General features: G+C 72.8%; 20 protein-coding genes. 6 read left to right on the top strand and 14 right to left on the bottom strand.

All coding sequences use genetic code 11. From position 1 onward, the window contains the following. Positions 1-60 precede the first annotated feature (60 nt). The 3 genes from ACQEVJ_RS23750 to ACQEVJ_RS23760 all read right to left on the bottom strand — a co-directional run bounded on the left by ACQEVJ_RS23750 (position 61) and on the right by ACQEVJ_RS23760 (position 6198). Positions 61-990 (bottom strand): peptidylprolyl isomerase, encoded by a 930-nt coding sequence (locus tag ACQEVJ_RS23750; RefSeq protein WP_433104471.1) that lies wholly within the window; start codon positions 988-990, stop codon positions 61-63. After that, positions 987-5279 (bottom strand): NEW3 domain-containing protein, encoded by a 4293-nt coding sequence (locus ACQEVJ_RS23755; protein WP_433104473.1) that lies wholly within the window; start codon positions 5277-5279, stop codon positions 987-989. Before ACQEVJ_RS23755 ends, ACQEVJ_RS23750 begins: the two co-directional genes overlap by 4 nt. A 202-nt stretch (positions 5280-5481) precedes the next feature. Further along, positions 5482-6198, bottom strand: a complete 717-nt coding sequence (locus tag ACQEVJ_RS23760; RefSeq protein ID WP_433104475.1) for an MBL fold metallo-hydrolase — start codon at positions 6196-6198, stop codon at positions 5482-5484. Between the two features lie 351 nt (positions 6199-6549). On the opposite strand from ACQEVJ_RS23760, the gene ACQEVJ_RS23765 reads away from it, so the two are divergent. Then, complete coding sequence (locus ACQEVJ_RS23765; protein WP_433104477.1) at positions 6550-8835, top strand: glycoside hydrolase family 3 N-terminal domain-containing protein; 2286 nt, start codon at positions 6550-6552, stop codon at positions 8833-8835. 94 nt (positions 8836-8929) lie between these two features. Here ACQEVJ_RS23765 and ACQEVJ_RS23770 read toward each other — a convergent pair whose 3' ends face one another. From ACQEVJ_RS23770 to ACQEVJ_RS23785, 4 genes are all read right to left on the bottom strand, one after another. Then, entirely contained in the window at positions 8930-9346 is a 417-nt protein-coding gene (locus ACQEVJ_RS23770; protein ID WP_433104479.1) for a DUF3592 domain-containing protein, read from the bottom strand. Positions 9347-9418: 72 nt separating this feature from the next. Then, a complete protein-coding gene (locus tag ACQEVJ_RS23775; RefSeq protein ID WP_433104481.1) occupies positions 9419-9832 on the bottom strand; it encodes a PH domain-containing protein in 414 nt (137 codons plus the stop codon). A gap of 95 nt (positions 9833-9927) precedes the next feature. Further along, entirely contained in the window at positions 9928-10362 is a 435-nt protein-coding gene (locus ACQEVJ_RS23780) for a DUF5709 domain-containing protein (protein WP_433104483.1), read from the bottom strand. Positions 10363-10399: 37 nt separating this feature from the next. After that, a complete protein-coding gene (locus ACQEVJ_RS23785; RefSeq protein WP_433104485.1) occupies positions 10400-10891 on the bottom strand; it encodes a metallophosphoesterase family protein in 492 nt (163 codons plus the stop codon). Positions 10892-11022: 131 nt separating this feature from the next. Between ACQEVJ_RS23785 and ACQEVJ_RS23790 the strand changes: the two genes are divergently transcribed. Beyond that, entirely contained in the window at positions 11023-11163 is a 141-nt protein-coding gene (locus ACQEVJ_RS23790; protein WP_433104487.1) for a hypothetical protein, read from the top strand. 91 nt (positions 11164-11254) lie between these two features. On the opposite strand, the gene ACQEVJ_RS23795 is transcribed toward ACQEVJ_RS23790, so the two are convergent. Beyond that, positions 11255-11605, bottom strand: a complete 351-nt coding sequence (locus tag ACQEVJ_RS23795) for a hypothetical protein (RefSeq protein ID WP_433104489.1) — start codon at positions 11603-11605, stop codon at positions 11255-11257. A 126-nt stretch (positions 11606-11731) separates the two neighbouring features. Next, positions 11732-12685 carry a Ppx/GppA family phosphatase gene (locus tag ACQEVJ_RS23800; protein WP_433104491.1) on the bottom strand — a complete coding sequence of 318 codons (954 nt, stop codon included), beginning with the start codon at positions 12683-12685 and terminating at the stop codon, positions 11732-11734. A 180-nt stretch (positions 12686-12865) separates the two neighbouring features. Here ACQEVJ_RS23800 and ACQEVJ_RS23805 point away from each other — a divergent pair, with 180 nt between their 5' ends. The 3 genes from ACQEVJ_RS23805 (at position 12866) to ACQEVJ_RS23815 (ending at position 18001) form a co-directional block, all read left to right on the top strand. Next, positions 12866-14614: a RecQ family ATP-dependent DNA helicase gene (locus ACQEVJ_RS23805; RefSeq protein ID WP_433104493.1), complete on the top strand. Its 1749-nt coding sequence runs from the start codon at positions 12866-12868 to the stop codon at positions 14612-14614. Between the two features lie 125 nt (positions 14615-14739). Further along, positions 14740-15120, top strand: a complete 381-nt coding sequence (locus ACQEVJ_RS23810; RefSeq protein ID WP_433104495.1) for a hypothetical protein — start codon at positions 14740-14742, stop codon at positions 15118-15120. A gap of 451 nt (positions 15121-15571) precedes the next feature. Beyond that, a complete protein-coding gene (locus ACQEVJ_RS23815) occupies positions 15572-18001 on the top strand; it encodes a Tex family protein (protein WP_433104497.1) in 2430 nt (809 codons plus the stop codon). Between the two features lie 141 nt (positions 18002-18142). Here the strand turns inward: ACQEVJ_RS23815 and ACQEVJ_RS23820 are convergent, their stop codons facing one another. The 4 genes from ACQEVJ_RS23820 to ACQEVJ_RS23835 form a co-directional block, all read right to left on the bottom strand. Beyond that, positions 18143-18502 (bottom strand): hypothetical protein, encoded by a 360-nt coding sequence (locus ACQEVJ_RS23820; RefSeq protein ID WP_433104498.1) that lies wholly within the window; start codon positions 18500-18502, stop codon positions 18143-18145. Between the two features lie 267 nt (positions 18503-18769). Further along, a complete protein-coding gene (locus tag ACQEVJ_RS23825) occupies positions 18770-20017 on the bottom strand; it encodes an allantoate amidohydrolase (RefSeq protein WP_433104500.1) in 1248 nt (415 codons plus the stop codon). Beyond that, a complete protein-coding gene (gene hutU / locus ACQEVJ_RS23830) occupies positions 20010-21674 on the bottom strand; it encodes a urocanate hydratase (protein ID WP_433112934.1) in 1665 nt (554 codons plus the stop codon). Before hutU ends, ACQEVJ_RS23825 begins: the two co-directional genes overlap by 8 nt. Positions 21675-21838: 164 nt before the next feature. Continuing rightward, positions 21839-23014: a MurR/RpiR family transcriptional regulator gene (locus ACQEVJ_RS23835; RefSeq protein ID WP_433104502.1), complete on the bottom strand. Its 1176-nt coding sequence runs from the start codon at positions 23012-23014 to the stop codon at positions 21839-21841. Positions 23015-23191: 177 nt separating this feature from the next. Between ACQEVJ_RS23835 and ACQEVJ_RS23840 the strand changes: the two genes are divergently transcribed. Further along, on the top strand, positions 23192-24298 hold the full coding sequence (locus ACQEVJ_RS23840) for an MBL fold metallo-hydrolase (protein WP_433104504.1): 1107 nt from the start codon (positions 23192-23194) through the stop codon (positions 24296-24298). A 23-nt stretch (positions 24299-24321) separates the two neighbouring features. On the opposite strand, the gene ACQEVJ_RS23845 is transcribed toward ACQEVJ_RS23840, so the two are convergent. Next, a complete protein-coding gene (locus tag ACQEVJ_RS23845; RefSeq protein WP_433104506.1) occupies positions 24322-24696 on the bottom strand; it encodes an STAS domain-containing protein in 375 nt (124 codons plus the stop codon). Positions 24697-24784: the final 88 nt, after the last annotated feature.

The following is a 24784-nucleotide window of genomic DNA, read 5'->3' on the forward strand; positions in this document are numbered from 1 at the left end:
TGCCCCGAAACACCGGGGTCGGACCGCCCGCGCCGCCCCGGAACCGGGTATTCCGCATCGTCAGTGCCGGTGGTCCGCGTCGGGCTGGGCCGGGTCGGCCGGATGCTCGTGCCCCGGCATGAGCACCACCGCGTCGGCGTGCCGCGCGTCGAGCCACCGGGCGAAGGTCCGCTCCCCGCTCTCCTTCGCCAGCTCCTCGCGGATCCGCTCCCGCACTGCCGCGTACGGCTCCCGCCGCGCCGCCTCGATCCGCTCGACCACCAGGGTCCAGGGGCCGCCGGGGCCCTCCACGGGCCCGACCGTCTCACCTTCCCTGGCGGCGAAGACCGCGTCCTCGATCGGCCCGGCCATCTGCCCACGCCTGACCGGACCGAACGGACGGACCCAGCGCGTCTCCGGCGTGGTGAACCGGTCGAGGTTGCGCCGATAGTAGTCGCGCACCTCGTCCTCGGACGGCTCATGGCCCGCGGCGAGCGCCCGGCAAAGCGCTCGCGCCGCCGGTGACGCCGCCAGCACCGCCGCCGCGACTCCTCCGGTGCGCAGCGCGCCCGCCAGTGTGAGCACGGCCTCGGGCGCGGCGGCCGTCCCGCCAGACGCCCTGGCCGAGTCGTCCGCCGCGTCCGGCCGCGCCGGACGGCTGGACGGCGGGCAGGGCGGCGGGCAGGGCTCCGGCGGTGGGAGGGGCTTCTGCGGGCCGACGTGCTCGGGCGCCAGGCCGAGGCGGGCCGCCTCCTGCTCGGCCAGCGTCTCGGCCACCATGACCTGCACCAGCCAGCGGCGCAGGTTGCGGCCCTCGGCGGTCTCCGGGCGCGGCAGCCGGGCCGCGAGCGGGCCGCTGCGCATCAGGCGTAGCCGCCGGTCCACCTCGGCGACCGTGATCACCAGGTCCCCCACCGTCGCCGCGGCCCTCGGACCCGGGCGTGGGCGACCGTCCTGTTCGCGGGACGCCGGTGCGGCGTCGCCGGTCCGGGGAGCGTCTGGGCCGTTCACGCCTCGACCTCGACCTCGATCGTGTCGGTGTAGTGCAGCCACCCGGCGCAGGCGATCTTCACGAGCGCCCACCAGCGGCCCGGGCGAGCGCCCGGCGGCACGCGTACCGGGAAACGCACCTCCGCCTCCCCCTCGGGCGGCACGACGACCCCGGTGTTCCATTCGGGGAACATCTCGAACGTCTGCCACGGGCTGACGAGCTGCGCCTGCGCGGAGACCGGCGACCGCGCCTCGGACCGCAGCCGGACCACGATCTCCGCCCGGCCGCCGGGCGTCACCCGCAGGTGTGGCGGGTGGCCGAGACCCTCCAGCGACACCTCCAGCCCCGGCGACCGCCGCCCGCCCTCGCCCGGCCGGAACACGTGCAGCCGGGTCACGTCCTCGTACGCCTGGCCGCCGAACTCGGTGCGCGCGGTGAGCAGGTAGAGGCCGCCCTCGGCGCCGGGCGGCGGCGTGAGCCGCACCGGCACAGCGGCGTGGCCCCCCGGCGGCAGCACGTACGGCCGGACGGCGGGCGCCACCGACCAGCCGTCGGGGGCGGTCAGCGTGACCACGCCCTCCGCCCGGTCCTCCGTGAGGCCGGAGGCGATGGTCAGGGTCAGGTCCACCGGCCCCGCGACGTCCAGGTCGGGTGGGGACAGGTGCACGGCGACCGGCAGGTCGCCCATCGGCGCGGGCCCGGTGTTGTTCAGCCAGTAACGCGTGTGGACCGGCTGGTGCGGCTCGGTCTCCGGCACCGCGGGCGCACTCCCACAGGCCACCGTCCGGCCGCCCGCCGCCACGCCGTCCACCCCCGGGGGTCCGGAACGGAGCGGGGCGACCAGCGTGACGATCTCCATGCCGTCGAGCGCGCCGGGGGCGTCCCCTACGGCGTTCTCCAGGAGGTCGGCCCGCCCCCACGATCCCAGGGGCAGTGTCGTGGCGATCGACAGCGGGACGGTCCGGCCGCCGGCCTCGTACACGCGGGCGGTCAGCGCGGCCACCGCACCGGGCGTCCGGCCCGAGGCGATCGGGTTCCCCGCCGCCTTGAGCGCGGTGAGGACCAGGCCGGGCCCCGTCTCCAGGAACGACCGCGACCGGCCCGCCGGCCCGTCCTCTCCAACGGTCGCCGCCAGCGGGTGGTTGACGTCGTGGCCGAGCCGCACGAGGTCGGCCGCGCGCCAGTCGCCCGGGGCGGCCACCAGCGAGCACTCGAACGTGTGGGTCCAGTGCTGGAGCTGGAAGCCGGAGCCGTCGGGCGCGGTGCGGCGCGGCGGGTCGATCCATACGCCGGACGGCCAGCCGGTGCACGACCGCATCAGCGACACGTGCAACGCCCCCGACGGGTCGACCGCGAAGCCCGGAATGCCGCGGTTCACCAGCCCGATCGTGTAGTCGTCCGTGTCGTCGCGGATGACGGCCTCGGCCGGTTCGGCGTCCGTCACCACCTCCACGGCCGCGTCGGCGAGATCCGCGACCAGTTCCTCGACCGCGCCCTCGCCGCAGACCACGAGCACCGGAAGGTCGCGGGGGCCGGTGAGGTCCGCGCCCGGCACCCAGACCTTCTCCAGCGGCTCGTCGGCAGGCACCCACAGGCGGGCCCGGCCCTCGGCGTCGAGTCGCGCGCGTAGCTCCGCGACCTCCGCGTCGTCCAGCAGCGCCGCGACGAACGGGTTCTCCTCGGGCGTGCCGACCGCGATGCGCACGTCGGGCAGGTTGGAGTCCACGGCGAGGTTCCCGTACCGGGGGCCGGGCCCGGTGGAGCACGTCGAGGTCACGCCCTGGCGTACGAGCGCCACGGCGAGGTCTTTCAGCTCGCCGGCGGCCGCGTCCAGCGGCGCGATGATCTCGGCGACGCCGACCGCCCGCGCGCCGAGGGGGCGTCCCGCCGGCGAGCGCAGCACGACGCGGGCGGTGGACGACAGCGCGAACCAGTTGTGCGCCGGGTTGTCCAGCGTCCACGGGTGCTCCGCGGAGTCGACGTCGATCAGGCCGAACCCGCGGCCGACGACGGCGCCGGCGACCTCGCTGACCGGCAGCGCCCCCGGCACCCGCACCGGCCAGCGCAGCCGGAGCAGCACGTCGGAGCCGTGGAACTCGTCCACGTGGGTGGTGAGGTCCACCCGCGGCAGCCCGTCCCAGAGCGTGATCTCCTGCGTGTAGGCGACCGGGCCGACCCGGCCGCCGACGATGATCCGCCGCCCCACCGGACACTCGGCGACGGCGACCTCCGCGGGAGCCTCGGCCGAGCCGCTCACCCCGCCGCTCGGCACCAGGTGCCAGGGGCCCTCGCCGAAGCGGGGATGCGCCGGGTGCTCGTCGTAGACGAGCAGCTCGTTGCCCACCCGGTCCTGCTGCAGCAGCTCGCGGCCCTCGACCGTCAGGCTCGACACCGTCCCGCCGCGCTCGGGGTCGACCTCCACCGCGTGGGTGGCGTTCTCGATCCGGGTCCCCTCGCGCAGGGCCCAGCCGATCGGGGCGGGCGCGGCGGTGGGCACCAGCCGGAACGTCCGATATCCGAGCGCGGGCACGTCGCCGGCGACGAAGACCGCGTCCACGGCCGCGATGCTGCCGTCGGGGTGCCGCTCGGGATGCTCCAGCAGCAGCCCGCGCACGGGCGGGTCGAGCGCGACGCCGTACGCCCCCGGCTCGGGCAGCGTCAGCCGTACGCGGACGAGGTCGGTCCTGGGCCAGGAGGAGGGGTTCCAGACGGCGACTCCGGTCAGCCCCGCGCCGAGGCGGCGCAGCGACGCGTCGAGGACTCGCCCGCCCAGGTCGTACGCCTCCCGCCAGCCCGTCATCAGGTCCAGGTAGACCTGGTCGGACTCCGATCCGGTGATGCCGTCGTGGTGCGCGCCGTACGCGATCTGACGCCAGGCCTTGTCGAGGGCGGCGTGCGGGTAGGGCGCGCCAAGGGTCGCCGTGGCGACGGCGGCGAACTTCTCGGCGTCGGCGAGCCGCGTCTCGGCGTGCCGCTGCGCCTGCTTGGTGTCGATGTACGACACGTCCTTGCCGGTGTAGATCGGGTTCATGTCCCGCGTCTGCGGCGTCAGGCGGACGCCCTCGTCCCGCACGGCGGCGAAGAACTCCCTCGGCAGCCCGCAGACGAACCGGGGCGAGACGTAGCGCCGGTTCCAGTCGCGCTGGATCTCCATGACCCACTTGTTGGGCGGGGTGTAGTCGGTGCCGACGGGCAGCAGCACGTTGCGGGTCGCGGCGACCTTCTTGAGCAGCGTGAACAGCTCGTAGACGGCGGCCTCGGCCTGCTCCAGGGTCGGCGCGGAGTCCATCCACCACCCGGCGCTGTAGTGGGCCGGCATGTAGTGGGTCGTGACCCCGCGCCCCGACGGCGACAGCCACTCGAACTCCGACGGGAACTGCATGGCCGACGGGTCGCCCCAGCCGCCGTCGGCGAGCATCGGGCCCCACTGGTGGTAGGGCCCGCGCGCCCACGAACTGGAGGTCAGCCCGGCCTCGGCGATCAGCCCGGGAAACCGGGGGTCGTGCCCGAACGCGTCGAGCTGCCAGGCCGTCGCCGGATCGCCGCCGAGCACGTCGCGCTGGAAGCCGATCCCGTGGACGATGTTGCGGATCGTCGCCTCGGGGCCCGTCAGGTTGGTGTTCGGCTCGTTGTACGTGCCGCCCATGATCTCCAGCCGGCCCTCCGCGAGCAGGCGGCGCAGGTACGCCCGGTCCTCGGGGTGGGCGTTCCAGTACGGCTTGAGGTAGTCGACCTCGGCGAGCACGAACTTGTAGCCGGGCTCCCTCCTGGCGGTGTCCAGGTGGAGCCGGACGAGGTCGAACCCCGCGTGCTGGAACTCCTGCCGGTTCGCCTGCGCCAGGCCGCCCGCGTGGTCCCAGGTGGCCGTGTAGGCGGCCTGGGTGTTCCACCAGACCGGGTCGTAGTGGAAATGGGGGATCATCCAGACCGTCCACCCCGGCTCGGCCACGAGCAGTTCGCCCTCGGCCGTGCACCGTTCCCGGCCCGCGGCGGCCCGCACGGTGATCGGGACGCGCGCACCCGGGACCGCGGCGGGCGCGGCGGCCTCCACCGCCACCTCGACCACCACAGGCACCTCGACCACCACGGGCGCCTCCACCACCACCGGCACCACCCGCGCCTCGCTCGCCGCACCCGGGGGCCGCCCGTCCGACGGGTGCTCGCCCCGCACCCCGGGGCCGGTGACCTCGACCACCGGGGACGCGTCCTCCGGCACCTCGTCGAGGACGACCCGGACCACCTGGCGCGGGCTCTCGTCCACGGCCATGCGGACGAACAGCTCGGTGGATTCGACGGCGGTGATGCGCATGGCGCGCCCCTCTGGTCGCGGCCGGCATCCGGCACGGACGGTCAGGCTCGGACGGTCAGGCTCGGACGGTCAGGCTCGGACGGTCAGGCTCGGACGGTCAGGCTCGGGGACAGGCGGGCTTCGACGAGTCGGCTCTAAGAGCCGACTTCAGCGGGCGTGTGGGGACGGGACCGGCAAGGTTCATGCCCCTGCGGCGGCCCGTTCACTCGGGATCCGGTGACATCCTCCGGGCGGCGGCGCGAAGGAGGCCGGACGCCCCCTCAGTGACGGGTTCCCCGTGGCCGAAACAGGCGATCTCGACGTCGAGGGCCGCCTGCCGTACGAACGAGGCGACGGCCGCGGGCGGGTCGGCGTTGAACACGCCGAGGATGACCTGCCCGTCGGGGCCGCGCGCGATGGTGTCGCCGGTGAACAGCACGCCCGGCTCGGGCAGGTGCAGCGCGAGGCTGCCGGGGGTGTGGCCGGGCACGGCCAGCACCCGCGCCCCTCCGCCGAAGTCCAGGGCGTCGCCGTCGCCCAGTTCGCGGTCCACGCGTACGGGCGGCGCGGGCACCTGCGGCATCCCCGCGTGGACCCGGTCCCACAGCTCCCGCTCCCATCCGGACAGGACCGGCGGGGGTCCGGCCGCCTCGCCCCGGACGAAGGGCGCGTCGTCGCGGTGGGCGTACACGGTGACGTCACCCCAGGACGCGATGTCGGCGGCCGAGCCGGTGTGGTCCTCGTGGAAGTGCGTCAGCACGAGGCGCCGTACGTCGGACGGCGAGTGCCCGAGCGAGCGGACGGCGTCCTCGATGAGCGGCGCGGAGCCGGGGACCCCCGAGTCGATCAGCGTGAGCCCGTCCGGGTCGCGCCACAGGTAGACGTGCCCGACGGGAAACCGCAGGAAATACAGGCTGGGCAGAAGCTCGACGACGTCCATGCGGCGACGCTAGAACCGCCGGGACGGCCCTCGGCGGGATCTTCGCGCAGAGCGATTCCGCCCTGGGCCGAACCGTGCTCTCACATCCCTGCTCTCAAGTCCCTGCTCTCAAGTCCCTGCCCGCGAACCGGCACCCGGCGAGAAGCCGGGGACACGAGACCGCGACACGGCCCCTCCGGGCTGACGGTCCCCCGTCACGAGCCGCCGCGCCGTGCGCCCGACGACCGGCGGCCGGCCTGCGGGCGTGAAAGTTTCGTCCTGCGCGGCTGGTGGCGAGTGTCCGGGAGTCACATCGTTTGACCCGAAATTCCGGCGATTCCTACGGTCGGCGGGAACATCGAGGAGGACCTGATGACATCCCGGCTGAGGCCCGTCTGGGTCACCGCGCTCGTGGCGCTGCTCGCCGCGGCGCTGAGCGCCGTCTTCGCCGCCGACCACAGGGTCGCGCGGGCGGCGGACGCCCCCTACAAGGATCCGAGCCTTCCGGTGACGGCGCGGGTGGACGACCTGCTGTCCAGGATGTCGCTGGACGAGAAGGTCGGGCAGATGACCCAGGCCGACCGGTCGGTCCTGACGACGACCTCAGACGTGGCGACGTACCGGCTGGGCTCGATCCTGTCCGGCGGCGGCTCGGCGCCCTCGCCGAACACCCCGTCGTCCTGGGCCGACATGTACGACAACTTCCAGCGGCAGGCGCTGTCCACCCCGCTCGGCATCCCGATGATCTACGGGATCGACGCCGTGCACGGGAACAACAACGTCGTGGGAGCCACGATCTTCCCCCACAACATCGGGCTGGGGGCGACCCGCGACCCCGACCTGGTGGAGCGGGTCGGGCGGGCGACGGCCGAGGAGGTGTCGGGCACCGGCATCGACTGGACCTTCGCGCCCTGCCTGTGCGTGGCCCGCAACGACCGCTGGGGCCGCACGTACGAGTCCTTCAGTGAGGACCCGCAGCTCGTCACCCAGATGACGACGATCGTGGACGGCTTCCAGAAGGCCGGGAACGCCTCCATCCTCGCCACCGCCAAGCACTACGTCGGCGACGGCGGCACCACGGGCGGCAAGGACCAGGGCAACACCGAGCTCAGCGAGGCCGACCTGCGGGCCATCCACCTCGCGCCGTTCAAGGCCGCCGTGCAGCGTGGCGTGGGCTCCGTCATGGTGTCCTACAGCTCGTGGAACGGCGTCAAGATGCACGGCAACAAGTACCTGCTCACCGACGTGCTGAAGGGCGAGCTGGGCTTCACGGGCTTCGTGGTCACCGACTGGGCCGGCATCGACCAGCTCGACGGCCAGACCGGCTTCACCGCGAACGAGATCACCACGGCGGTCAACGCGGGCGTCGACATGGTGATGGTGCCCACCGACTACAAGAAGTTCGTCTCGCTGCTGAAGTCGGAGGTCCAGGCGGGCCGGATCGCGATGTCGCGGATCGACGACGCCAACCGGCGCATCCTGACCAAGAAGTTCGAGCTGGGGCTGTTCGAGAGGCCGCTGACCGACCGGTCCTACACGTCCACCGTGGGCGGCGCGGCACACCGCGCGATCGCCCGCGAGGCCGTGCGCAAGTCGCTGGTCCTGCTGAAGAACGCGGGCAACGTGCTCCCGCTCGGCAAGAGCGGTGGCAAGATCTTCGTGGCCGGCAAGAGCGCCGACGACATCGGCAACCAGAGCGGCGGCTGGACGATCAGCTGGCAGGGCTCGTCCGGCAACATCACGCAGGGCACCACGATCCTGCAGGGCATCCGCGACGCCGTCGGTTCCGGCACGCAGGTCACCTACAACCGCGACGGAAGCGGCATCGACTCCTCCTACCGCGCGGCGATCGCCGTCGTGGGCGAGACGCCGTACGCGGAGGGCCAGGGCGACCGCACCGGGTCGATGGGCCTCGACTCCACCGACCTGGCCACGCTGCAGCGGCTCAAGGCGGCCGGCGTGCCGCTGGTCGTGGTGCTCGTCTCCGGCCGACCGCTGGACATCGCCGGCCAGATCGACCAGTGGAACGCGCTGGTGGCGGCCTGGCTGCCGGGCACCGAGGGGCGCGGCGTGGCCGACGTGCTGTTCGGCGACTACGCCCCCACCGCGAAGCTGCCGATGACCTGGATGCGCAGCGCCGACCAGCAGCCGATCAACGCCGGGGACGGCAAGCAGGCGCTGTTCGAGTACGGCTTCGGGCTGACCTACACGGGCTCCAGCCCGTCCCCCTCCCCCTCCTCTTCACCGTCCCCGTCTCCCTCTCCCTCTCCCTCGCCGTCGCCTTCTCCGTCCCCCAGCCCCTCGCCCAGCGCCAGCCCGTCGCCGTCGTCGTCCCCCGGCGGGTGCGTGGTGACGTACAAGGTGAACGACTGGGGCAGCGGGTTCACCGCCGACGTGACGATCACCAACAGGTCGTCGAGCCCGGTCAACGGCTGGCGGCTCCAGTGGACCTACGCCGGCGACCAGAAGGTCACCGGTTACTGGAACTCGACGGTCACCCAGTCGGGCCGGCAGGTCACCGCGTCGAACGCCACCTGGAACGGAACCATCGGCGCGAGCGGCGGCACGGCGAACTTCGGCTTCCAGGGGTCCTACAGCGGCGCCAACCCCGCCCCCACCGCTTTCACTTTGAACGGGACGGCCTGCGCGACCGGATGACCATGCGCCGGAGGGGGCGGGGACGCCCAGAGGCTCAAGATGTCTGTGCTCACAACGGCTGTGCTCAGAATGTCTGGGCTCACAACGTCTGGGCTCAGAACGTCTGGGCCAGCGCCACCCCCGCCCCCGCGGTGAACAGGACGATGCCGACCGCGAGGAAGATGCCGCCGAGGAGCGTGCCGTTCCCCGCCGCGCTGTCGATGCGGATCCGCGTCGGCCTGGCCGGGTCGTACAGCACCGTGACCTCCTCACCCGGCCGGGCGGGCGGCGGGTTGCTCCCGTAGGTGGTCTCGGCCTCGACCTGCTGGCCGTACATCGTGGTGAAACGGATGGTCGGGTAGTACGAGGTCCCGTCGTCGGACCGGCTCGCCCGCAGTCCTACGACCAGGCCACGGGTGCGCTGGGCCCGGCGGCGGAACTCCCGGGCGTTCATGGTGATGCCGCCGCCGATGAGGCCGAAGACGAGTCCGAGACCCGCCAGGATCAGTGTGATGAGAGCGGTTTGTGACACGAGCGGACCTTAGGGCCCCGCGCTTGCGATCGGCTTGCACCGTTCCCGAAGCGCGGCGCGCGCGTACGGATATCAGGGGCGCAGCCGCATGAGCGTCTCGGCCACGTCGACGACCGGCTCGCCGAGGTCGAAACGGCTGAACAGGTGGATCTGCTCGCCGGCGTCGATCTCCAGCAGCTCGGTCGTCAGGCCGTAGCGGCGGTAGGCGTCCACCCGGATGCGGTCCACGTCGTTCCAGGAGATGCGTTCCCGGCCGGCGAGCCCGGTGACGACCAACCCGTCCTCCCCCGCCGCGAGCCGCACCGGCGCCACCAGGTCGCGGCCGGTCAGCAGGCCGAAGCCCAAGGCGGCCACGCCGGCGAGGAAGAGCTGCGCGCCGTCGCCGGCGACCGCCAGCACACCGCACAGCACCGTGCCGACGGCCTTCAGCGCAACGATCCCGCGCGGCACCCGCCATTCGTGCCGCAGCTCCTCAACTCCCGCCATCGAGGCAGCGTAACGAATGCGAGGTCCTCTCGCGGCTCCTTCCCGGCCCCTCACGCCACGCGGCGGCCCGGCCGACCGGCCGCCGCCCTGTCCCCCTACGGCGTCTCGTCCTCCACGCGCATCGCCTGCTCCTCCGGCGCGTAGCCGCCGAAGTCCGGCCCCACGTCCTCGGCGATCATGTCCTTCTCGGTGTCCACGCCCATGCCGCCGTCCGGATCGACGAGCCGGCCGGCCCGGCCGGTCTCATCGGCCTTCTCCTCAAGACGGCCACCCGTCGTATCAGGCTCCGTGCCGAACCGGACGTCCGCATCGGGGACCTCACGGGACAGGCGACGGCCGAGGGACTCGCCCTCGCGCATCTCGTTGGGCGTGGTGCCGTACTCATCGAGGCCCAGGGGCCGGTCGCCGGGCAGCGGCATCTCCTGCGGATCCTCGGCCCACTGCCGCTCGGGCGTGCCCTCCTGCAGGTCGGGAATGCCTTCGTCCTCGAACCGCGAACGCGGGTCGGGCTGTGGTCTGTTCTCTCTCATACCGGCCCCATGCCCCGGCGTACGGCCCTTAGGCAGGTCAGGTGACGGGGACGATCTCGGCCCGCCGCAGCACGCCGCCCTCGACGTCGAGCAATCCGATGGTGCCGTGCGGCTGCCGGCGGCGGTCGGTGGGCGAGCCGGGGTTGAACACCCGCACCCCGTCGCCGGTCAGGTCCATGGGGATGTGCGAGTGGCCGAAGACGACCAGGTCGGCCTCGGGGAACCGGCGCCGCATCCGTGCGGTCCGCCCGGCGGCCTGCCCGCTGTCGTGGATCATCGCCACCCGGAGCCCGCCGAGGTCGAGTTCGAGCGTCTCGGGGGCGCCCCACGCCGCGACGTCCGGGCCGTCGTTGTTGCCGAGCACCGCGTGAACCGGGGCGTACGCAGACAGCTCCACGAGGACGTCGGCGGTGCAGACGTCGCCCGCGTGCAGGATCAGGTCCGCCCCCCGCAGGTGCTCCGCGACCGTGGGCGGACAGGACTTCCAGCGCCGGGGAGCGTGGGTGTCCGCGAGCACGACGACCTTCACTGTTCCATCTTCCCCGCAAAGAAGAGGTGCCAAATCACATATTCGGGGAATAGGGACTCAGGACCCGCACGACCCTCATGCCCTGCACCCCTACACCGGTCTCCCCCGGCCGGTCCCGTTCGGGAGGAACGATGAGCAGGCAGATCGCCGACGGCTACCAGGCCCCCACCCTGTCCCAGCTCGAGGCACGCGTACGCGGGCTGGAGACCCAGGTCGCCCACCTCACCGAGCTGGTCAAGACGCTGTCCGGCCAGAGCCGGGAGAGCCGCTGACGACGGACCCGTCCGGGTGCGAGACGCGCCGGACGACGACGTCCCCGCCAGGGAAGCCCTGACGGGGACGCTGACGCCGGCCTGGGTCTCGCTATGCGCGACGCGCGGAGGCGGCGACGGCCCGGACCTGCCGGTCCGCGCCCCGGCCCGCGGCGCGTCCGTTCACGTGTCCGTTGCCGGACGCGTTCACGGGCGCTTTGCCGGACCCGTTCGCGGGTGCTTTGCCGGACCCGTTCACGAGCCCGATCGCGGGTGTCTTGCCGGACCCGTCCGTGCCCGTGCCCGCCGGGACGGGTGTCGCCCGTCCGTGGGGCTCGCGCCCGGTGCTCACCGCCATCGCACCCAGCCATACGAGGGTCGCGATCGCGATCACCACCACAGCGCCGAACACCAGCACCGCCACCGCCGCCAGGGAGACCACGGCTCCCAGCAGCTCCACCATTTAGATTCCTCCAGAGGTCGACCCCGATTACGGCACTCCGGTGGCCGGTGGAAGACCACCCGCCACGTAGAGGAACGGAAATTGCCGGTTATTGGTGCCTTGCCCCGTTTGGATGACCCTCATACCTTACTGATCGGCCAGCGGGGGGCGACCCATGGGCAGGCCGTCGAGCCTGCGCAGGATCACGCCCTCCCGCAGCGCCCACGGGCAGATCTCCAGCACCGGCAGCTCGAACAGGTCCATCGCGGCGTCCGCGACGACCGCGCCGGCGAGAAGCTGCGCGGCCCGCCCCGCGGACACGCCGGGAAGCTCCGCCCGGCGGCCCGCGGGCATCGTGGCCAGCCGGGCCGTCCACTCGACCAGGTCACCGTGCGTCAGCGTCCGCCTGACGTACGCGCCCTCCCCGGACGACGCCGCCCCCGCGATGCGCGCGAGCTGGCGGAAGGTCTTGGACGTGGCGACCGCGTGGTCCGGCCTGCCATACCTGGCGACCGTCCCGACCTTCCGCGCGATCTCGGTGCGTACGTGCCGCCGCAGCGCGCGGACCTCCTCGGGATCGGGCGGGTCGGCGGTGAACCAGTCGCGGGTGAGCCGTCCCGCGCCGAGCGGGAGGGAGACGGTGACGTCGGGCTCCTCGTCGATGCCGGAGGCGATCTCCAAGGAGCCGCCCCCGATGTCGGTCACGAGCAGCCGCCCGGAGGACCAGCCGAACCAGCGGCGCACGGCCAGGAACGTCAGCCTGGCCTCGTCGTCCCCCGACAGCACCCGGATGTCCACCCGGGTGTCGGCCTTGATCTGGGCCAGCACGTCCTCGCCGTTGACCGCGTCGCGGACCGCCGAGGTGGCGAAGGCGACCAGGTCCTCCACGCCCTTGTCCTCGGCGATGCGGGCCGCCTCGCGCACGAAGGCCCCAAGCCGCGCCGCGCCCTCCTCGCTGAGCCTGTCGCCGTCGATCAGGTGCTCGGCCAGCCGCAGCTCCTCCTTGTGGGAGAACGCGGGCAGGGGCCGGGCACCCTGATGCGCGTCCATCACCAGCAGGTGCACCGTGTTGGAACCGACGTCCAGGACTCCGAGTCGCATGCCCCGACGCTACCGCTCGCAGGGGAAAGATCCACCGTCTCTCCCGGCCCTCGTGCACCGGTCCCGGAACACACGATCGCTCTCAGACCGGCTCCAAGCCGCCGGGTCCACGGCGCTGTTCCGGTTCGGCCCTCGCCGCTCGGGTAGTTGCAGGCCGATCAGGCGAGGGGGTGCGGCGGAATGAGCGTCAGGCAGAGGTACGGAGGCCTGTCCGGCGGAAGGCCCGGCGACAGGCTCGGCGGCACGGGGGGCGGCTGGTCGAGGGACTGGTCGGGAAGCTGGGCCAGGGGCTGGGCGGGGGGCCGCTTCGGCCGGCATTTCGGACGCAGGGGCAGGCGCCTGCGGGCCACGGCCAGAGAGGCGTTCGGCTGGCAGCAGCTGCGCCCGGGCCAGCAGGAGGCGATGGAGCACCTGCTCGCCGGGCGCGACGTGCTGCTGGTGATGCCGACCGGCGGCGGCAAGTCGGCCGTCTACCAGGTGCCCGGGCTGCTCCTGGAAGGCCCGACGATCATCGTCTCGCCGCTCATCGCCCTGCAGCGCGACCAGGTCATGGGCCTGCTCAAGGCGGGGGCCGCGGGCGCGGTGGCGGTCAACTCGGCCGGCTCGGTCGAGGCGGGGCTCGACCAGGTCACGGCGGGCGACGCCGAATACGTGTTCCTGTCGCCGGAGCAGCTCGCCAAGCCCGAGGTGGTCGAGCGGCTGGCCCAGGCCCGGCCCTCGCTGATCGCCGTGGACGAGGCGCACTGCGTGTCCGCCTGGGGCCACGACTTCCGGCCGGAATACCTGCGGCTCGGCAAGGTCATCGAGCGTCTGGGCCATCCCCCGGTGATCGCCATGACGGCCACGGCCGCGCCGACCGTGCGCGAGGAGATCGTCGAGTCGCTCGGCCTGATCGGGGCGCAGCAGATCGTGCGGGGGTTCGACCGGCCCAACCTCCATCTCGAAGTCCACCGGTTCACGAGCGACGACGACAAGCGCAGGGCCCTGGCCGACCACGCCGCCGGGCTGGACGGCGTCGGGCTGGTCTATGTGGCGACGCGACGCCAGGCCGAGGAGTACGCGGAGGTGCTGAAGGAGCGGGGCCGCCGGGCCGAGGCGTACCACGCGGGGATGAAGACGAAGGAGCGCCGGACCATCCACGAGCGGTTCCAGGACGACGACCTCGACACCGTCGTGGCGACCTCGGCGTTCGGGATGGGCATCGACAAGCACGACGTGCGCTACGTGCTGCACGCCGCGCCCCCCGAGTCGCTCGACGCGTACTACCAGGAGATCGGCCGGGCGGGCCGGGACGGCAACCCGGCCGACGCCGTGCTGTTCTACCGCCCAGAGGACCTGGGGCTGCGCAGGTTCTTCGCCGCGGGCCGCGCGGACGAGGCCCTGATGCGACGCGTCGCGACGCTGGTCCACGAGCACGGCGGGGAGGTGGCCGCCGCCGACCTGCGCGAGCTCCTCGACATCGGGGCCGCCCGGCTGACCTCGCACGTCAACCTGCTGGAACGGGCGGGCGCGGTCGAGGTCACCCACGGCGGCGCCCTGCGCTACGCGCCGGACGGCCCGCCGCCGGACGAGGCCGCCGCACGCGCGGTGGAGATCGACGACCTCCGGCACCGGATGGAGGACTCCCGGCTGGAGATGATGCGCGGCTACGCGGAGACGACGGGCTGCCGGCGCCGCTTCCTGCTGGAGTACTTCGGCGAGCCGTACGAGCGGTCGTGCGGCGACTGCGACACCTGCCGCTCGGGGACGGCGACCCCGCCGGAGACCGGCGACGGGCGGTTCCCCATGCACGCGGACGTACGGCACGCCGAGTGGGGGCACGGGATCGTGATGAGCCGCGAGCAGGACCGGATCACGGTGCTGTTCGACTCCGTGGGCTACAAGACACTGGCGCTCGGCCTGGTCGACGAGCTGCTCGAAGTGGTCTGACGGATCACGAGAAGCAGCAGCCCGGCTGGGCAATCATTACCGATCGTGGCCTTGGCACCACTTGCAGTGGTTTCACCCTGTGTTGAGACTCGTAGGCGGAGGTCGTGAGTTCGGGGGTGGTACCGGTGCGGGAGGGAATCAGCACCAGGGAGGCATGGCCGTTCGAGTGCCTGCACTGCATGCTGGTCTGGGAGGAGGAGTACGTCGTCCTCCGCACGTGCGACGAACTCGGCGGCGACGTCGTGGTGTGGACCCGGGACGACGTGACCGTCGAGCCGCCCTGGTCGGGGATGACCTGCCCCGGATGCGGCTGCGGGACCGTGACCACGTTCCCCACCGGCTACCTGGCCCATCATCCGGAGTTCACACTGGGCCGGCCCGCGCTGGAGACCCCGGCCGGCGAGAGGCCCGCCCGGGGCGCGCCGTTCGCGTCGCACGGGCTGCTCACCCTCGCGCTCCTGCTGCTGACCGGCGCCGGCCTGTACGAGCGGCTCCACGCCCACTGAGTACGCGCCGGGGCCGCGGCGGTCTCCAATGGAGGTCGTCAGGTGTCCGGAAATCGGCGCGCGCAGAAGCCCATGGGCCTCTCAGCGATCCCACCTGGATATACGTGGGGCCGCCCGTCGGGGCCGGAGTCGCGCGATTCCCACTGCATCACGGGCCGGAATCGCCTCGGGTCCGCGTCGAGCGACGCGCCTGAATCCCTATGCACGACAAGGGCGATAGGCCCGTCGCCCTTTCCCTCCAATGGCCAGGTGAAGGATTTTCCGCGCGGCAATCGGTTTCCAGCGGGAACCGCCGCGGTCCGCGGTCTTCCGCCGCGTGGACGTCGTCACGGGGGCGGCCGACGTAGCGGCCCCGCACGGGTTGTCCACAGGTGGGGCGAGGGGGCCCGGCGGATCCGGCAGAATGAGAGCCGCCGGAGAGGGCCGACCCGGAAGAAGGCGGATAAGGATCGTGACGACGTCCATTCAGCAGCGGATCGCCGAAGAGCTCGGCGTGCGCGAGAGTCAGGTCACCGCGGCCGTCGACCTGCTCGACGGCGGGGCGACGGTGCCGTTCATCGCCCGCTACCGCAAGGAGGCCACGGGCACGCTCGACGACGCCCAGCTGCGCACACTGGAGGAGCGGCTGCGCTACCTGCGCGAGCTGGAGGAGCGGCGGGCCGCCATCCTCGACTCGATCCGCTCCCAGGGCAAGCTCGACGAGGCCCTGGAAGCCCGGATCATGGAGGCCGACTCGAAGGCCCGGCTGGAGGACATCTACCTGCCCTTCAAGCCCAAGCGCCGCACCAAGGCGCAGATCGCCAGGGAGCTGGGGCTGGAGCCGCTGGCCGACGCGCTGCTCGCCGACCCGTCGCTGGACCCCCAGGCGACCGCGGAGGAATACGTGCGCGAGGGCGTGGCCGACGCCGCCGCCGCGCTGGAGGGCGCCAGGGCCATCCTGGTCGAGCGCTTCGCCGAGGACGCCGACCTCATCGGCGACCTGCGGGAGCGGATGTGGTCCCGCGGCCGGCTGGTCTCCCAGGTGCGGGAGGACAAGCAGGAGGCCGGGGCCAAGTTCTCCGACTACTTCGACTTCTCCGAGCCCTTCACCCGGCTGCCCTCGCACCGCATCCTCGCGATGTTCCGGGGCGAGAAGGAGGAGGTGCTCACGCTCACCCTCGACCCGGAGGCCGAGGAGCCGAACGACTACGAGGCGCGGATCGCCCGGCGCTTCGGCATCGCCGGCCTCGGCCGTCCGGCCGACAAGTGGCTGCTCGACACCGTGCGCTGGGCCTGGCGGACCCGCGTCCTCGTGCACCTGGGCATCGACCTGCGCACCCGGCTGTGGCAGGCGGCCGAGGAGGAGGCCGTGCGCGTGTTCGCGGCCAACCTGCGCGATCTGCTGCTGGCCGCCCCCGCCGGGACGAGGCCGACCATGGGCCTCGACCCGGGGCTGCGCACCGGTGTGAAGGTCGCGGTCGTGGACGGCACCGGCAAGGTCGTGGCCACTGAGACGATCTACCCGCACGAGCCGAAGCGGCAGTGGGACCAGTCGCTCGCGGTGCTGGCCCGGCTGGCGACCGAGCACAAGGTGGAGCTGATCGCCATCGGCAACGGCACCGCGTCGCGGGAGACCGACAAGCTCGCCGGTGAGCTGGTCAAGCACATGCCGCAGCTCACCAAGATCGTGGTTTCGGAGGCCGGGGCCTCGGTGTATTCGGCCTCGGCCTACGCCTCGCAGGAGCTGCCCGGCCTGGACGTCTCGCTGCGCGGCGCGGTGTCGATCGCGCGGCGGCTACAGGACCCGCTGGCCGAGCTGGTCAAGATCGACCCCAAGTCCATCGGCGTCGGCCAGTATCAGCACGACGTGTCCGAGGTGCAGCTGTCGCGCTCGCTCGACGCGGTGGTGGAGGACTGCGTGAACGCGGTGGGCGTGGACGTCAACACCGCGTCCGCCCCGCTGCTGACCCGCGTCTCCGGCATCAGCTCCGGACTGGCGGAGAACATCGTCGCGCACCGGGACGCCAACGGGCCGTTCCGCTCGCGGACCGGGCTGAAGGATGTGTCGCGGCTCGGCCCGAAGGCGTTCGAGCAGTGCGCGGGCTTCCTGCGCATCCCGGGCGGCGACGACCCGCTCGACGTCTCCAGCGTGCACCCGGAGGCATACCCGGTGGTGCGCCGCATCCTCGACTTCAGCAAGAGCGACCTGCGCACGCTGATCGGCAACACCTCGGCGCTCCGCTCGCTGAAGCCGTCGGACTTCGTCGACGACACCTTCGGCCTGCCGACCGTCACCGACATCCTCAAGGAACTGGAGAAGCCGGGCCGCGACCCTCGCCCGGCGTTCAAGACCGCCACCTTCAAGGAGGGCGTCGAGAAGCCGTCCGACCTGTCCCCCGGCATGATCCTGGAGGGCGTCGTCACCAACGTCGCCGCGTTCGGGGCGTTCGTCGACATCGGCGTGCACCAGGACGGCCTGGTCCACGTGTCCGCGATGTCCAACTCGTTTGTGAAGGACCCGCGCGAGGTGGTCAAGCCCGGCGACATCGTCCGGGTCAAGGTGCTCGACGTGGACCTCCAGCGCAAGCGCATCTCGCTCACCCTGCGCCTGGAGGACGAGACGGCGGGCAACGGCCGCAGGGGCGGGCCGAACGGCGAGGCCCGCGACGACCGGCAGGGCGGCCGGCGCGGTCAGCAGCGCCAGAACCAGTCCCGCCAGAGCCAGTCCCCCCAGAACCAGGGCGGCCAGAACCAGGGCGGCCAGAACCAGGGCAGCAGGGGCGGGTCAGGCCGTGGCAACGGCCGGGGCTCGGGCGGCGCGCCGCTCGGCGGGGCCATGGCCGAGGCCCTGCGCCGGGCCGGTCTTGCCGACCCCGGCTCCGGCGACCGCCGCTCCCGCTGACGCGCCCCACCCGATCCGCCGGCCTCTCGCGCCCGGCGCCCGCCTTCGGTGCGCCGGGACCGCGTTCTGCGACGGAAAATGCCCCGCGAGGCAACGGACGCGGGGCACAGGGTTGATCAGGCACGATGGACGGTCATTCGGTCACTGCTGCTGTTGCTGCTGTTGCTGCTGCTGACCACCGCGGCCCTGCTGTTGCTGCTGCTGTTGCTGTTGCTGTTGCCGCGGTAGATGCTCCCGATGGTGGCGGTAGTGACGGTGGTGACGGTAGTGCCTGCCGCGGCATCTGCCTCCCGGGCAGTCCCCCGTGGTCGACGGCCGGATGACCTGTTCGGTCGTGCCGGCGGCGTTGGCGGGCTGCGTCTGCATCGTGACAGGGACGACGAGGGCCGAAGCCGTCACGACGGCAGCAGCCAATGCTTCTTTGAACATGGGTATCCCTTCGTCGACTCCGCGATGAGAAAGCGGACGACGTCCGAATTCACGGAGCTCGAATCGCTCCATCGAACCTTGGATCTGGACCCTGTTTCTCACGCTAGAGGCAGCAAACGCCTGAGTCGCCCATCTGGGAGCAAATAAGCATTTTTGGCATCAAAAAGCGCACAGGCGGGAAGCAACGGGATATCTGCCCAAACCCGAACGGGTCCGCGATTGCGGCTTTGCCAAGGTCCGGGGGGAATTCCCCCTGATTTGGGATTCCGATTGTTGCTTCCATGGCCTCGAAGGTCCTCACGACGGCCCCGGCATAGATCTGCCGGGGCCGTCCCGCGCTCAGCGAGCCGCGCCAGGACCGTCGGCGGGGGTCTGGAGCAGGTCCTCCAGAACGGTGGCGAGGGCGGCGACCCCGGCGAGGCAGTCGGCCTCCTCCGCGTGCTCGTACGGCGAGTGCGAGACCCCCGTGGGGTTGCGCACGAACAGCATGGCCGCCGGGACCTCGCCGGCGAGGATGCCCGCGTCGTGCCCCGCCCCCGTGGGCAGCACCGGCGCGCCGCCGAGGACACCCGCGACGCGGTCACGCAGGGGCACGTCGAAGTTCACGACCGCCGTGTAGGACTCCCGGGTCACCTCGGCCTCCTCGGCCGCCCGGGCCGTCTCCTCGACGATCCTGTCCAGCAGGGCGGCGTCCGGCGCCCGGCAGTCGAGCCAGGCGCTGACCAGCGACGCGATGGCGTTGGTGCCGTTGGGCTCGACCCTGATCCTGCCGAAGGTCGCCAGGGCCCCCAGACGCTCGGCGTTCGCCCGCGCGGCCAGCACCGCCGCCGCGTACGCCGGCATGGGATCGCGCCGGTCCTCCAGCCGGGTGGTCCCGGCGTGGTTGGCCTCCCCGCGGAAGTCGAAGCGCCAGCGGCCGTGCGGCCAGATCGCGGAGGCGACCCCGACCGGGTGCGGCGTGGCGGCGAGGTGGCGGCCCTGCTCCACGTGCAGTTCCACGAACGCGCCGATCCGCGCGAGGCGCTCGGCGTCACGCCCGGCGGCCCCCGGGTCGCGTCCCGCCCGTTCCATCGCCGCCGTCAGGGTGACGCCGTCCGCGTCGCGCAGCGCCCCTGCCGTCTCGGGACGGACGGCGCCGGTCATCAGCCGCGATCCCAGGCAGGCCAGGCCGAATCTGGCGCCCTCCTCCTCGGTGAAGTTCACCACCGCCAGCGGCCGCTCCGGCCGGAGCCCGCGCGCCCGCAGGGCGTCGAGCGCGGCGAACGCCCCCACCACGCCCAGCGGGCCGTCGTACGCCCCGCCGTCGGGCACCGAGTCCAGGTGGGAGCCGGTCACCACGGCGTCACCTGCCGTGGGATCGCCCAGCCAGGCCCACTGGTTGCCGTTGCGGTCGGTCTCGTACGTCAGGCCACGCTCCCGGGCCTGCCCGGCGAACCAGGCCCGGCATTCCGCGTCCGCCGCCGTCCAGGCGTGCCGGCGGTAACCGCCCGTCGCGTCGCACCGGCCCACCGGGAGCAGGTCGCGCCACATCCGCCGGAAGCCGTCCGACACCTCCTCCGGCAGGACCCGCGCCGCCCCCTCAGACATCGGCGTCGGAGCCGGCCGGCTCCGCCCCGGCCATCGGAACGCGTACGCCGCGCTCCCCGGCGACCTCGGCCGCCCTGTCGTATCCGGCGTCCACGTGCCGGATCACGCCCATGCCGGGGTCGTTGGTCAGCACCCGGCGGATCTTCTCCCCGGCCAGCGGCGTGCCGTCGGCGACCGTGACCTGTCCGGCGTGGATGGAACGGCCGATGCCGACCCCGCCGCCGTGGTGGATCGACACCCAGGACGCGCCGGAGGCGACGTTCACCATGGCGTTGAGCAGCGGCCAGTCGGCGATCGCGTCGGAGCCGTCCAGCATGCCCTCCGTCTCGCGGTAGGGCGAGGCGACCGAGCCGCAGTCGAGGTGGTCGCGCCCGATCACGACGGGCGCGGAGATCTCCCCTGAGGCCACGAGGTCGTTGAACCGCTCGCCCGCCCGGTCGCGCTCGCCGTACCCCAGCCAGCAGATCCGCGCGGGCAGGCCCTGGAACCGCACCCGCTCCCCCGCCATCCGGATCCACCGGGCCAGCGGCTCGTTGTCGGGGAAGAGATCGAGGATCGCGCGGTCGGTCGTCGCGATGTCGGCCGGGTCGCCGGACAGCGCCGCCCACCGGAACGGGCCCTTCCCCTCGCAGAACAGCGGCCGGATGTAGGCCGGCACGAACCCGGGGAAGTCGAACGCCCGCGCGTACCCGGCGAGGCTCGCCTCACCCCTGATCGAGTTGCCGTAGTCGAACACCTCCGCGCCCGCGTCCTGGAAGCCGACCATCGCCTCGACGTGGCGGGCCATCGACTCGCGGGCCCGTTGGGTGAACCCCTCGGGGTCCTTGCGCGCCAGCGCGGCCATGTCCTCGAACGCGACGCCGAGCGGCAGGTAGGCCAGCGGGTCGTGCGCGCTCGTCTGGTCGGTCACCACGTCGATCTCCGCGCCCCCGGCCAGCAGGGCGGGCACGGCCTCGGCCGCGTTGGCCACGACCCCGATCGACAGCGGCCGGCGCGCGTCCCTGGCCTCGTACGCCAGGCGCAGCGCCTCGTCCAGGTTCTCGGCGCGTACGTCGAGGTAGCGGTGGCCGATGCGGCGCTCGACGCTGCGCGGGTCGCAGTCGACGCAGATCGCCACGCCGCCGTTCATCGTGACCGCGAGCGGCTGCGCGCCGCCCATGCCGCCGAGCCCGGCGGTGAGCGTGATCGTCCCGGCGAGACTGCCGCCGAACCGCTTGGCCGCGACCGCCGCGAACGTCTCGTACGTCCCCTGCAGGATGCCCTGGGTGCCGATGTAGATCCACGAACCGGCCGTCATCTGGCCGTACATCGTGAGCCCGAGCCGCTCCAGCCGCCGGAACTCCGGCCACGTCGCCCAGTCGCCGACGAGGTTGGAGTTGGCGATGAGCACCCGGGGGGCCCACTCGTGGGTGGTCATCACGCCGACCGGCCGGCCCGACTGCACCAGCAGCGTCTCGTCGGCCCGCAGGGTGGTGAGCTCGCGCACGATGGCGTCGTACGACGGCCAGTCGCGGGCCGCCTTGCCGCTGCCGCCGTAGACGACGAGCCGCTCCGGGTGCTCGGCGACCTCGGGGTCGAGGTTGTTCATCAGCATGCGCAGGGCGGCCTCCTGCTGCCAGCCGCGCGTGTTCAGCGTGCCGCCGCGCGGAGCCCGGATGGGAGCCCGGTCGCCGGAAGCCCGGTCATGGGGAGCCCGGTCCGTGGGAGCCCGGTCCTTGGGAGCGCTGCCGCCGTCGTCAGCCACGAGTCCTCCTTCCACCCGCGCCCGCGGCGCATGGTCCCATTCAGTAGGTCCCACCTATCGTGGGTGAATGAATAGATTCAGTCAATGAGGAACACCCCACGGGCGGCGGCCGACGCCTCGAACGCCTCCAGACGGGCCTGCGCCCCGGGCAGTTCGTCGCACATCGCCTCGAGCAGCACCCGGCCGAGCATCATCGGCGCGCACGCCGTGTCGAACACCAGGTGGGTGCCCACGGCGGCGGTGAGCAGAACATGCGACAGGCCGGTGAGGGACGGCACCCGCCGGTCCGCGACCGTGACGACGGCCAGCCCGGCCGCGCGGGCCGCCCGGAGGGCGTCCACCAGTTCCGCCGGGTAGCGGGGCAGGGCGAAGCACAGCAGGGCCGTCGCCCCGGCCGCCGCCGCCTGCTCGATACGGTCGGCCAGGAGGGACCCCGCCTCGTGCAGGGGCCGTACGTCGGGGTGGACCTTCGCCGCGAAGTAGGCGAACCCGGCGGCCTGCGCCGCGGCGGCCCGCAGGCCCAGCACGGGCAGCGGCCGCGAGGCGGCCAGCAGGCGGGCGGCCGTGGCGACGGGTCCGGGGTCGTCCAGCGACCGGGCGAGGGCGCGCAGGTTCTCGATCTCCGCCAGCACGGCCCGCCGGTATTCGCCCCCGGGGCCCGTCGCCCGATCCAGGCCGGGACCGGGATCCGCTGGCGCGGGACTCTCGGGCACGGGACTCTCGGGCACGGGACTCTCGGGTGCACCGGGTCGCGACGACGGGCGATGCGAGCCCTCCGCCGTCTCATGAAGCGTCTCCGCATGCCCCCGCCCCCTGCCCCCGGCCCGTTCGGCCGCGCCGCCGCCGGAGAGCCGGGTGGCAACCGCGTGCCCGGAAGCGCCGGCATCCGGCCCGGTGTCTTCCCCGTTCCGGCCGCCGTCCCGTCCCCCGCCGGGCCGTGCGCCCAGCTCGCGGAACCTGCGCCGGAGGCCGGGGTATCCGGCGTAACCCAGCGCCATCGCGAAGCGGGTCACCGACGGCTGGCTGACCCCGGCCAGCTCGGCCACCTCGATGCTCGACAGGAACGGCGCCTCCGCGGCGTGCTGCGCGAGGCAGTGGGCGATCCTGCGCTGCACGGGCGTCAGCCGGTGCCCCTCGAACAGCCGCAGCAGGCGGGACGCGGCGTCGCCGTCGAAGTCACCGAGGACGTCGCGGTCGCCGAGATCGTCGCGGTGGCCGGCCGGGCTGTCGTCCGCGTCGTAGCCGGTGTTCATCGTCCCCCCCGCCTCGCCTGCCCGCGCAGGGCCGGTCGGTCTGCATGGTTTCATTCATCACGCAGTCTCCAGGGAAGGTTGTCCACAGGCAAGGCGCCTTCGGCGCGCACCTGCGCGGAGATTGCCTAGTCTGATCGGCAGAACCCAGCAAGGAGATTGCCGTTGAAGACCGGTGGATTGAGAAATGGTGACCTGGGCCGTCGCGTGGGGCTCGTCGCGGGAGCGGCCGCCCTGGCGGCGGCGGTGTGGGCGATACGGAACGTCCCCGCCGCGCTGGGGGCGCGGCCGTCGGGCGAGCGGGCGCTGCGGGTGCGGCGCTCCAGACAGTTCCGCGACGGCGCGTTCCGCAACACGACGCCGAGTCCCGTCCTCCCGCCGGGGACCGGGCGGCAGGTCGCCCGCGAGTTCCTCCGCCGGACGCAGCGCAAGCCCCGCCTGCCCGTGCCCCTGATGACTCCCGGCCCGTCCCGGGGCGGCGACCTCGACGCCGTCTGGTACGGCCACTCCTCGGCGCTGATCGAGATCGAGGGGCGGCGGGTGCTGCTCGACCCGGTGTGGAGCGAGCGTTGCTCCCCGGCGTCGTTCACCGGGCCGCGTCGTCTGCACCCTCCGCCGGTGCCGCTGTACGAGCTGCCCGAGCTCGACGCGATCGTCATCTCGCACGACCACTACGACCACCTCGACATGGACACGGTGCGTCTGCTGGCCCGCACGCAGTCCGCGCCGTTCCTGGTGCCGCTCGGGGTCGGCGCCCATCTCGAACGGTGGCGGGTGCCCGCGTCCAGGATCGTCGAGCTCGACTGGAACGAAGAGGCCACGGTGTCCGGTCTCCGGTTCGTGGCGACCCCCGGCCGTCACTTCTCCGGCCGCGGGTTCCGCCGGGACCAGACCCTCTGGGCCTCCTGGGTCGTCGCGGGTGAGCGCAGGCGGGTCTTCTACACCGGCGACTCGGGCTACTTCGATGGGTACGCGGCGATCGGCGAGGCGCACGGGCCGTTCGACCTGTCGGTGATCCAGATCGGTGCCTACAGCAAGGGCTGGCCGGACATCCACATGACGCCCGAGGAGGCGATCCTCACCCACCTCGACGTACGCGCCCGGGTGCTGCTGCCGGTGCACTGGGGCACGTTCTCGCTCGCCCCGCACGCTTGGAACGACCCGATCGACCAGCTGTGGCGGGAGGCCAAGGCACGCGACGTGCGCATCGTGGTGCCGCGACCGGGCGAGCGCGTCACGGTCGACGACCCGCCGCCGGTGGACGGCTGGTGGCAGACGATCTTGTGACGAGCCGGTTCCGCGCCGGCCGGTCAGTTCATCTGGGCCGTGTCAGGGGGCATGGCCTCCGGATGGCGCATCGCGTCGGCGCGGGTCGGATACACGGTGAGCCTCGAGATGAGGCCGAGCAGCGAGAACAGGTGGCGCATCTGCGGGCTCATCCCGCAGACGGCGCCGTCACCGTCCTTCGGCGGGGTGCGGACGCAGGCGTCGATGAGCACCCTCATGCCGGCGCTGTCGATGAACCGCAGCTTCTCCACGTCGAACAGGATGCGCGTCGCGGGACGGGCCAGGAGGGGGGCCACCCGCTCACGCAGCTTGGGGACCGTGATCACATCGAGTTCGCCGCTGAGGGTGACGAGAGTGAAGGGAGGCGACTGCGCCACCGACACCTGGAAGTCGTGCAAGGGTCCCACCTCCGCTGGTGAGACGACCCTATCCGGAACCACTTCCGGCCTCGCCTATATTACGCATGCCGGGTGATTAATCCCATAT

Origin of the sequence: Microbispora sp. CA-102843 (genome assembly GCF_050936215.1) — a bacterium.
Lineage (GTDB): Bacteria > Actinomycetota > Actinomycetes > Streptosporangiales > Streptosporangiaceae > Microbispora.

Excerpts from the sequence above, each read along its gene's own strand:
- ACQEVJ_RS23790 (WP_433104487.1), top strand. The coding sequence starts at position 11,023 with ATGAGCAGGCAGATCGCCGACGGCTACCAGGCCCCCACCCTGTCCCAG.
- ACQEVJ_RS23805 (WP_433104493.1), top strand. The coding sequence starts at position 12,866 with ATGAGCGTCAGGCAGAGGTACGGAGGCCTGTCCGGCGGAAGGCCCGGC.
- ACQEVJ_RS23800 (WP_433104491.1), bottom strand. The coding sequence starts at position 12,685 with ATGCGACTCGGAGTCCTGGACGTCGGTTCCAACACGGTGCACCTGCTG.
- ACQEVJ_RS23755 (WP_433104473.1), bottom strand. The coding sequence starts at position 5,279 with ATGCGCATCACCGCCGTCGAATCCACCGAGCTGTTCGTCCGCATGGCC.
- ACQEVJ_RS23825 (WP_433104500.1), bottom strand. The coding sequence starts at position 20,017 with ATGTCTGAGGGGGCGGCGCGGGTCCTGCCGGAGGAGGTGTCGGACGGC.
- ACQEVJ_RS23775 (WP_433104481.1), bottom strand. The coding sequence starts at position 9,832 with ATGGCGGGAGTTGAGGAGCTGCGGCACGAATGGCGGGTGCCGCGCGGG.
- ACQEVJ_RS23780 (WP_433104483.1), bottom strand. The coding sequence starts at position 10,362 with ATGAGAGAGAACAGACCACAGCCCGACCCGCGTTCGCGGTTCGAGGAC.
- ACQEVJ_RS23820 (WP_433104498.1), bottom strand. The coding sequence starts at position 18,502 with ATGGAGCGATTCGAGCTCCGTGAATTCGGACGTCGTCCGCTTTCTCAT.
- ACQEVJ_RS23760 (WP_433104475.1), bottom strand. The coding sequence starts at position 6,198 with ATGGACGTCGTCGAGCTTCTGCCCAGCCTGTATTTCCTGCGGTTTCCC.
- ACQEVJ_RS23835 (WP_433104502.1), bottom strand. The coding sequence starts at position 23,014 with ATGAACACCGGCTACGACGCGGACGACAGCCCGGCCGGCCACCGCGAC.
- ACQEVJ_RS23795 (WP_433104489.1), bottom strand. The coding sequence starts at position 11,605 with ATGGTGGAGCTGCTGGGAGCCGTGGTCTCCCTGGCGGCGGTGGCGGTG.
- ACQEVJ_RS23765 (WP_433104477.1), top strand. The coding sequence starts at position 6,550 with ATGACATCCCGGCTGAGGCCCGTCTGGGTCACCGCGCTCGTGGCGCTG.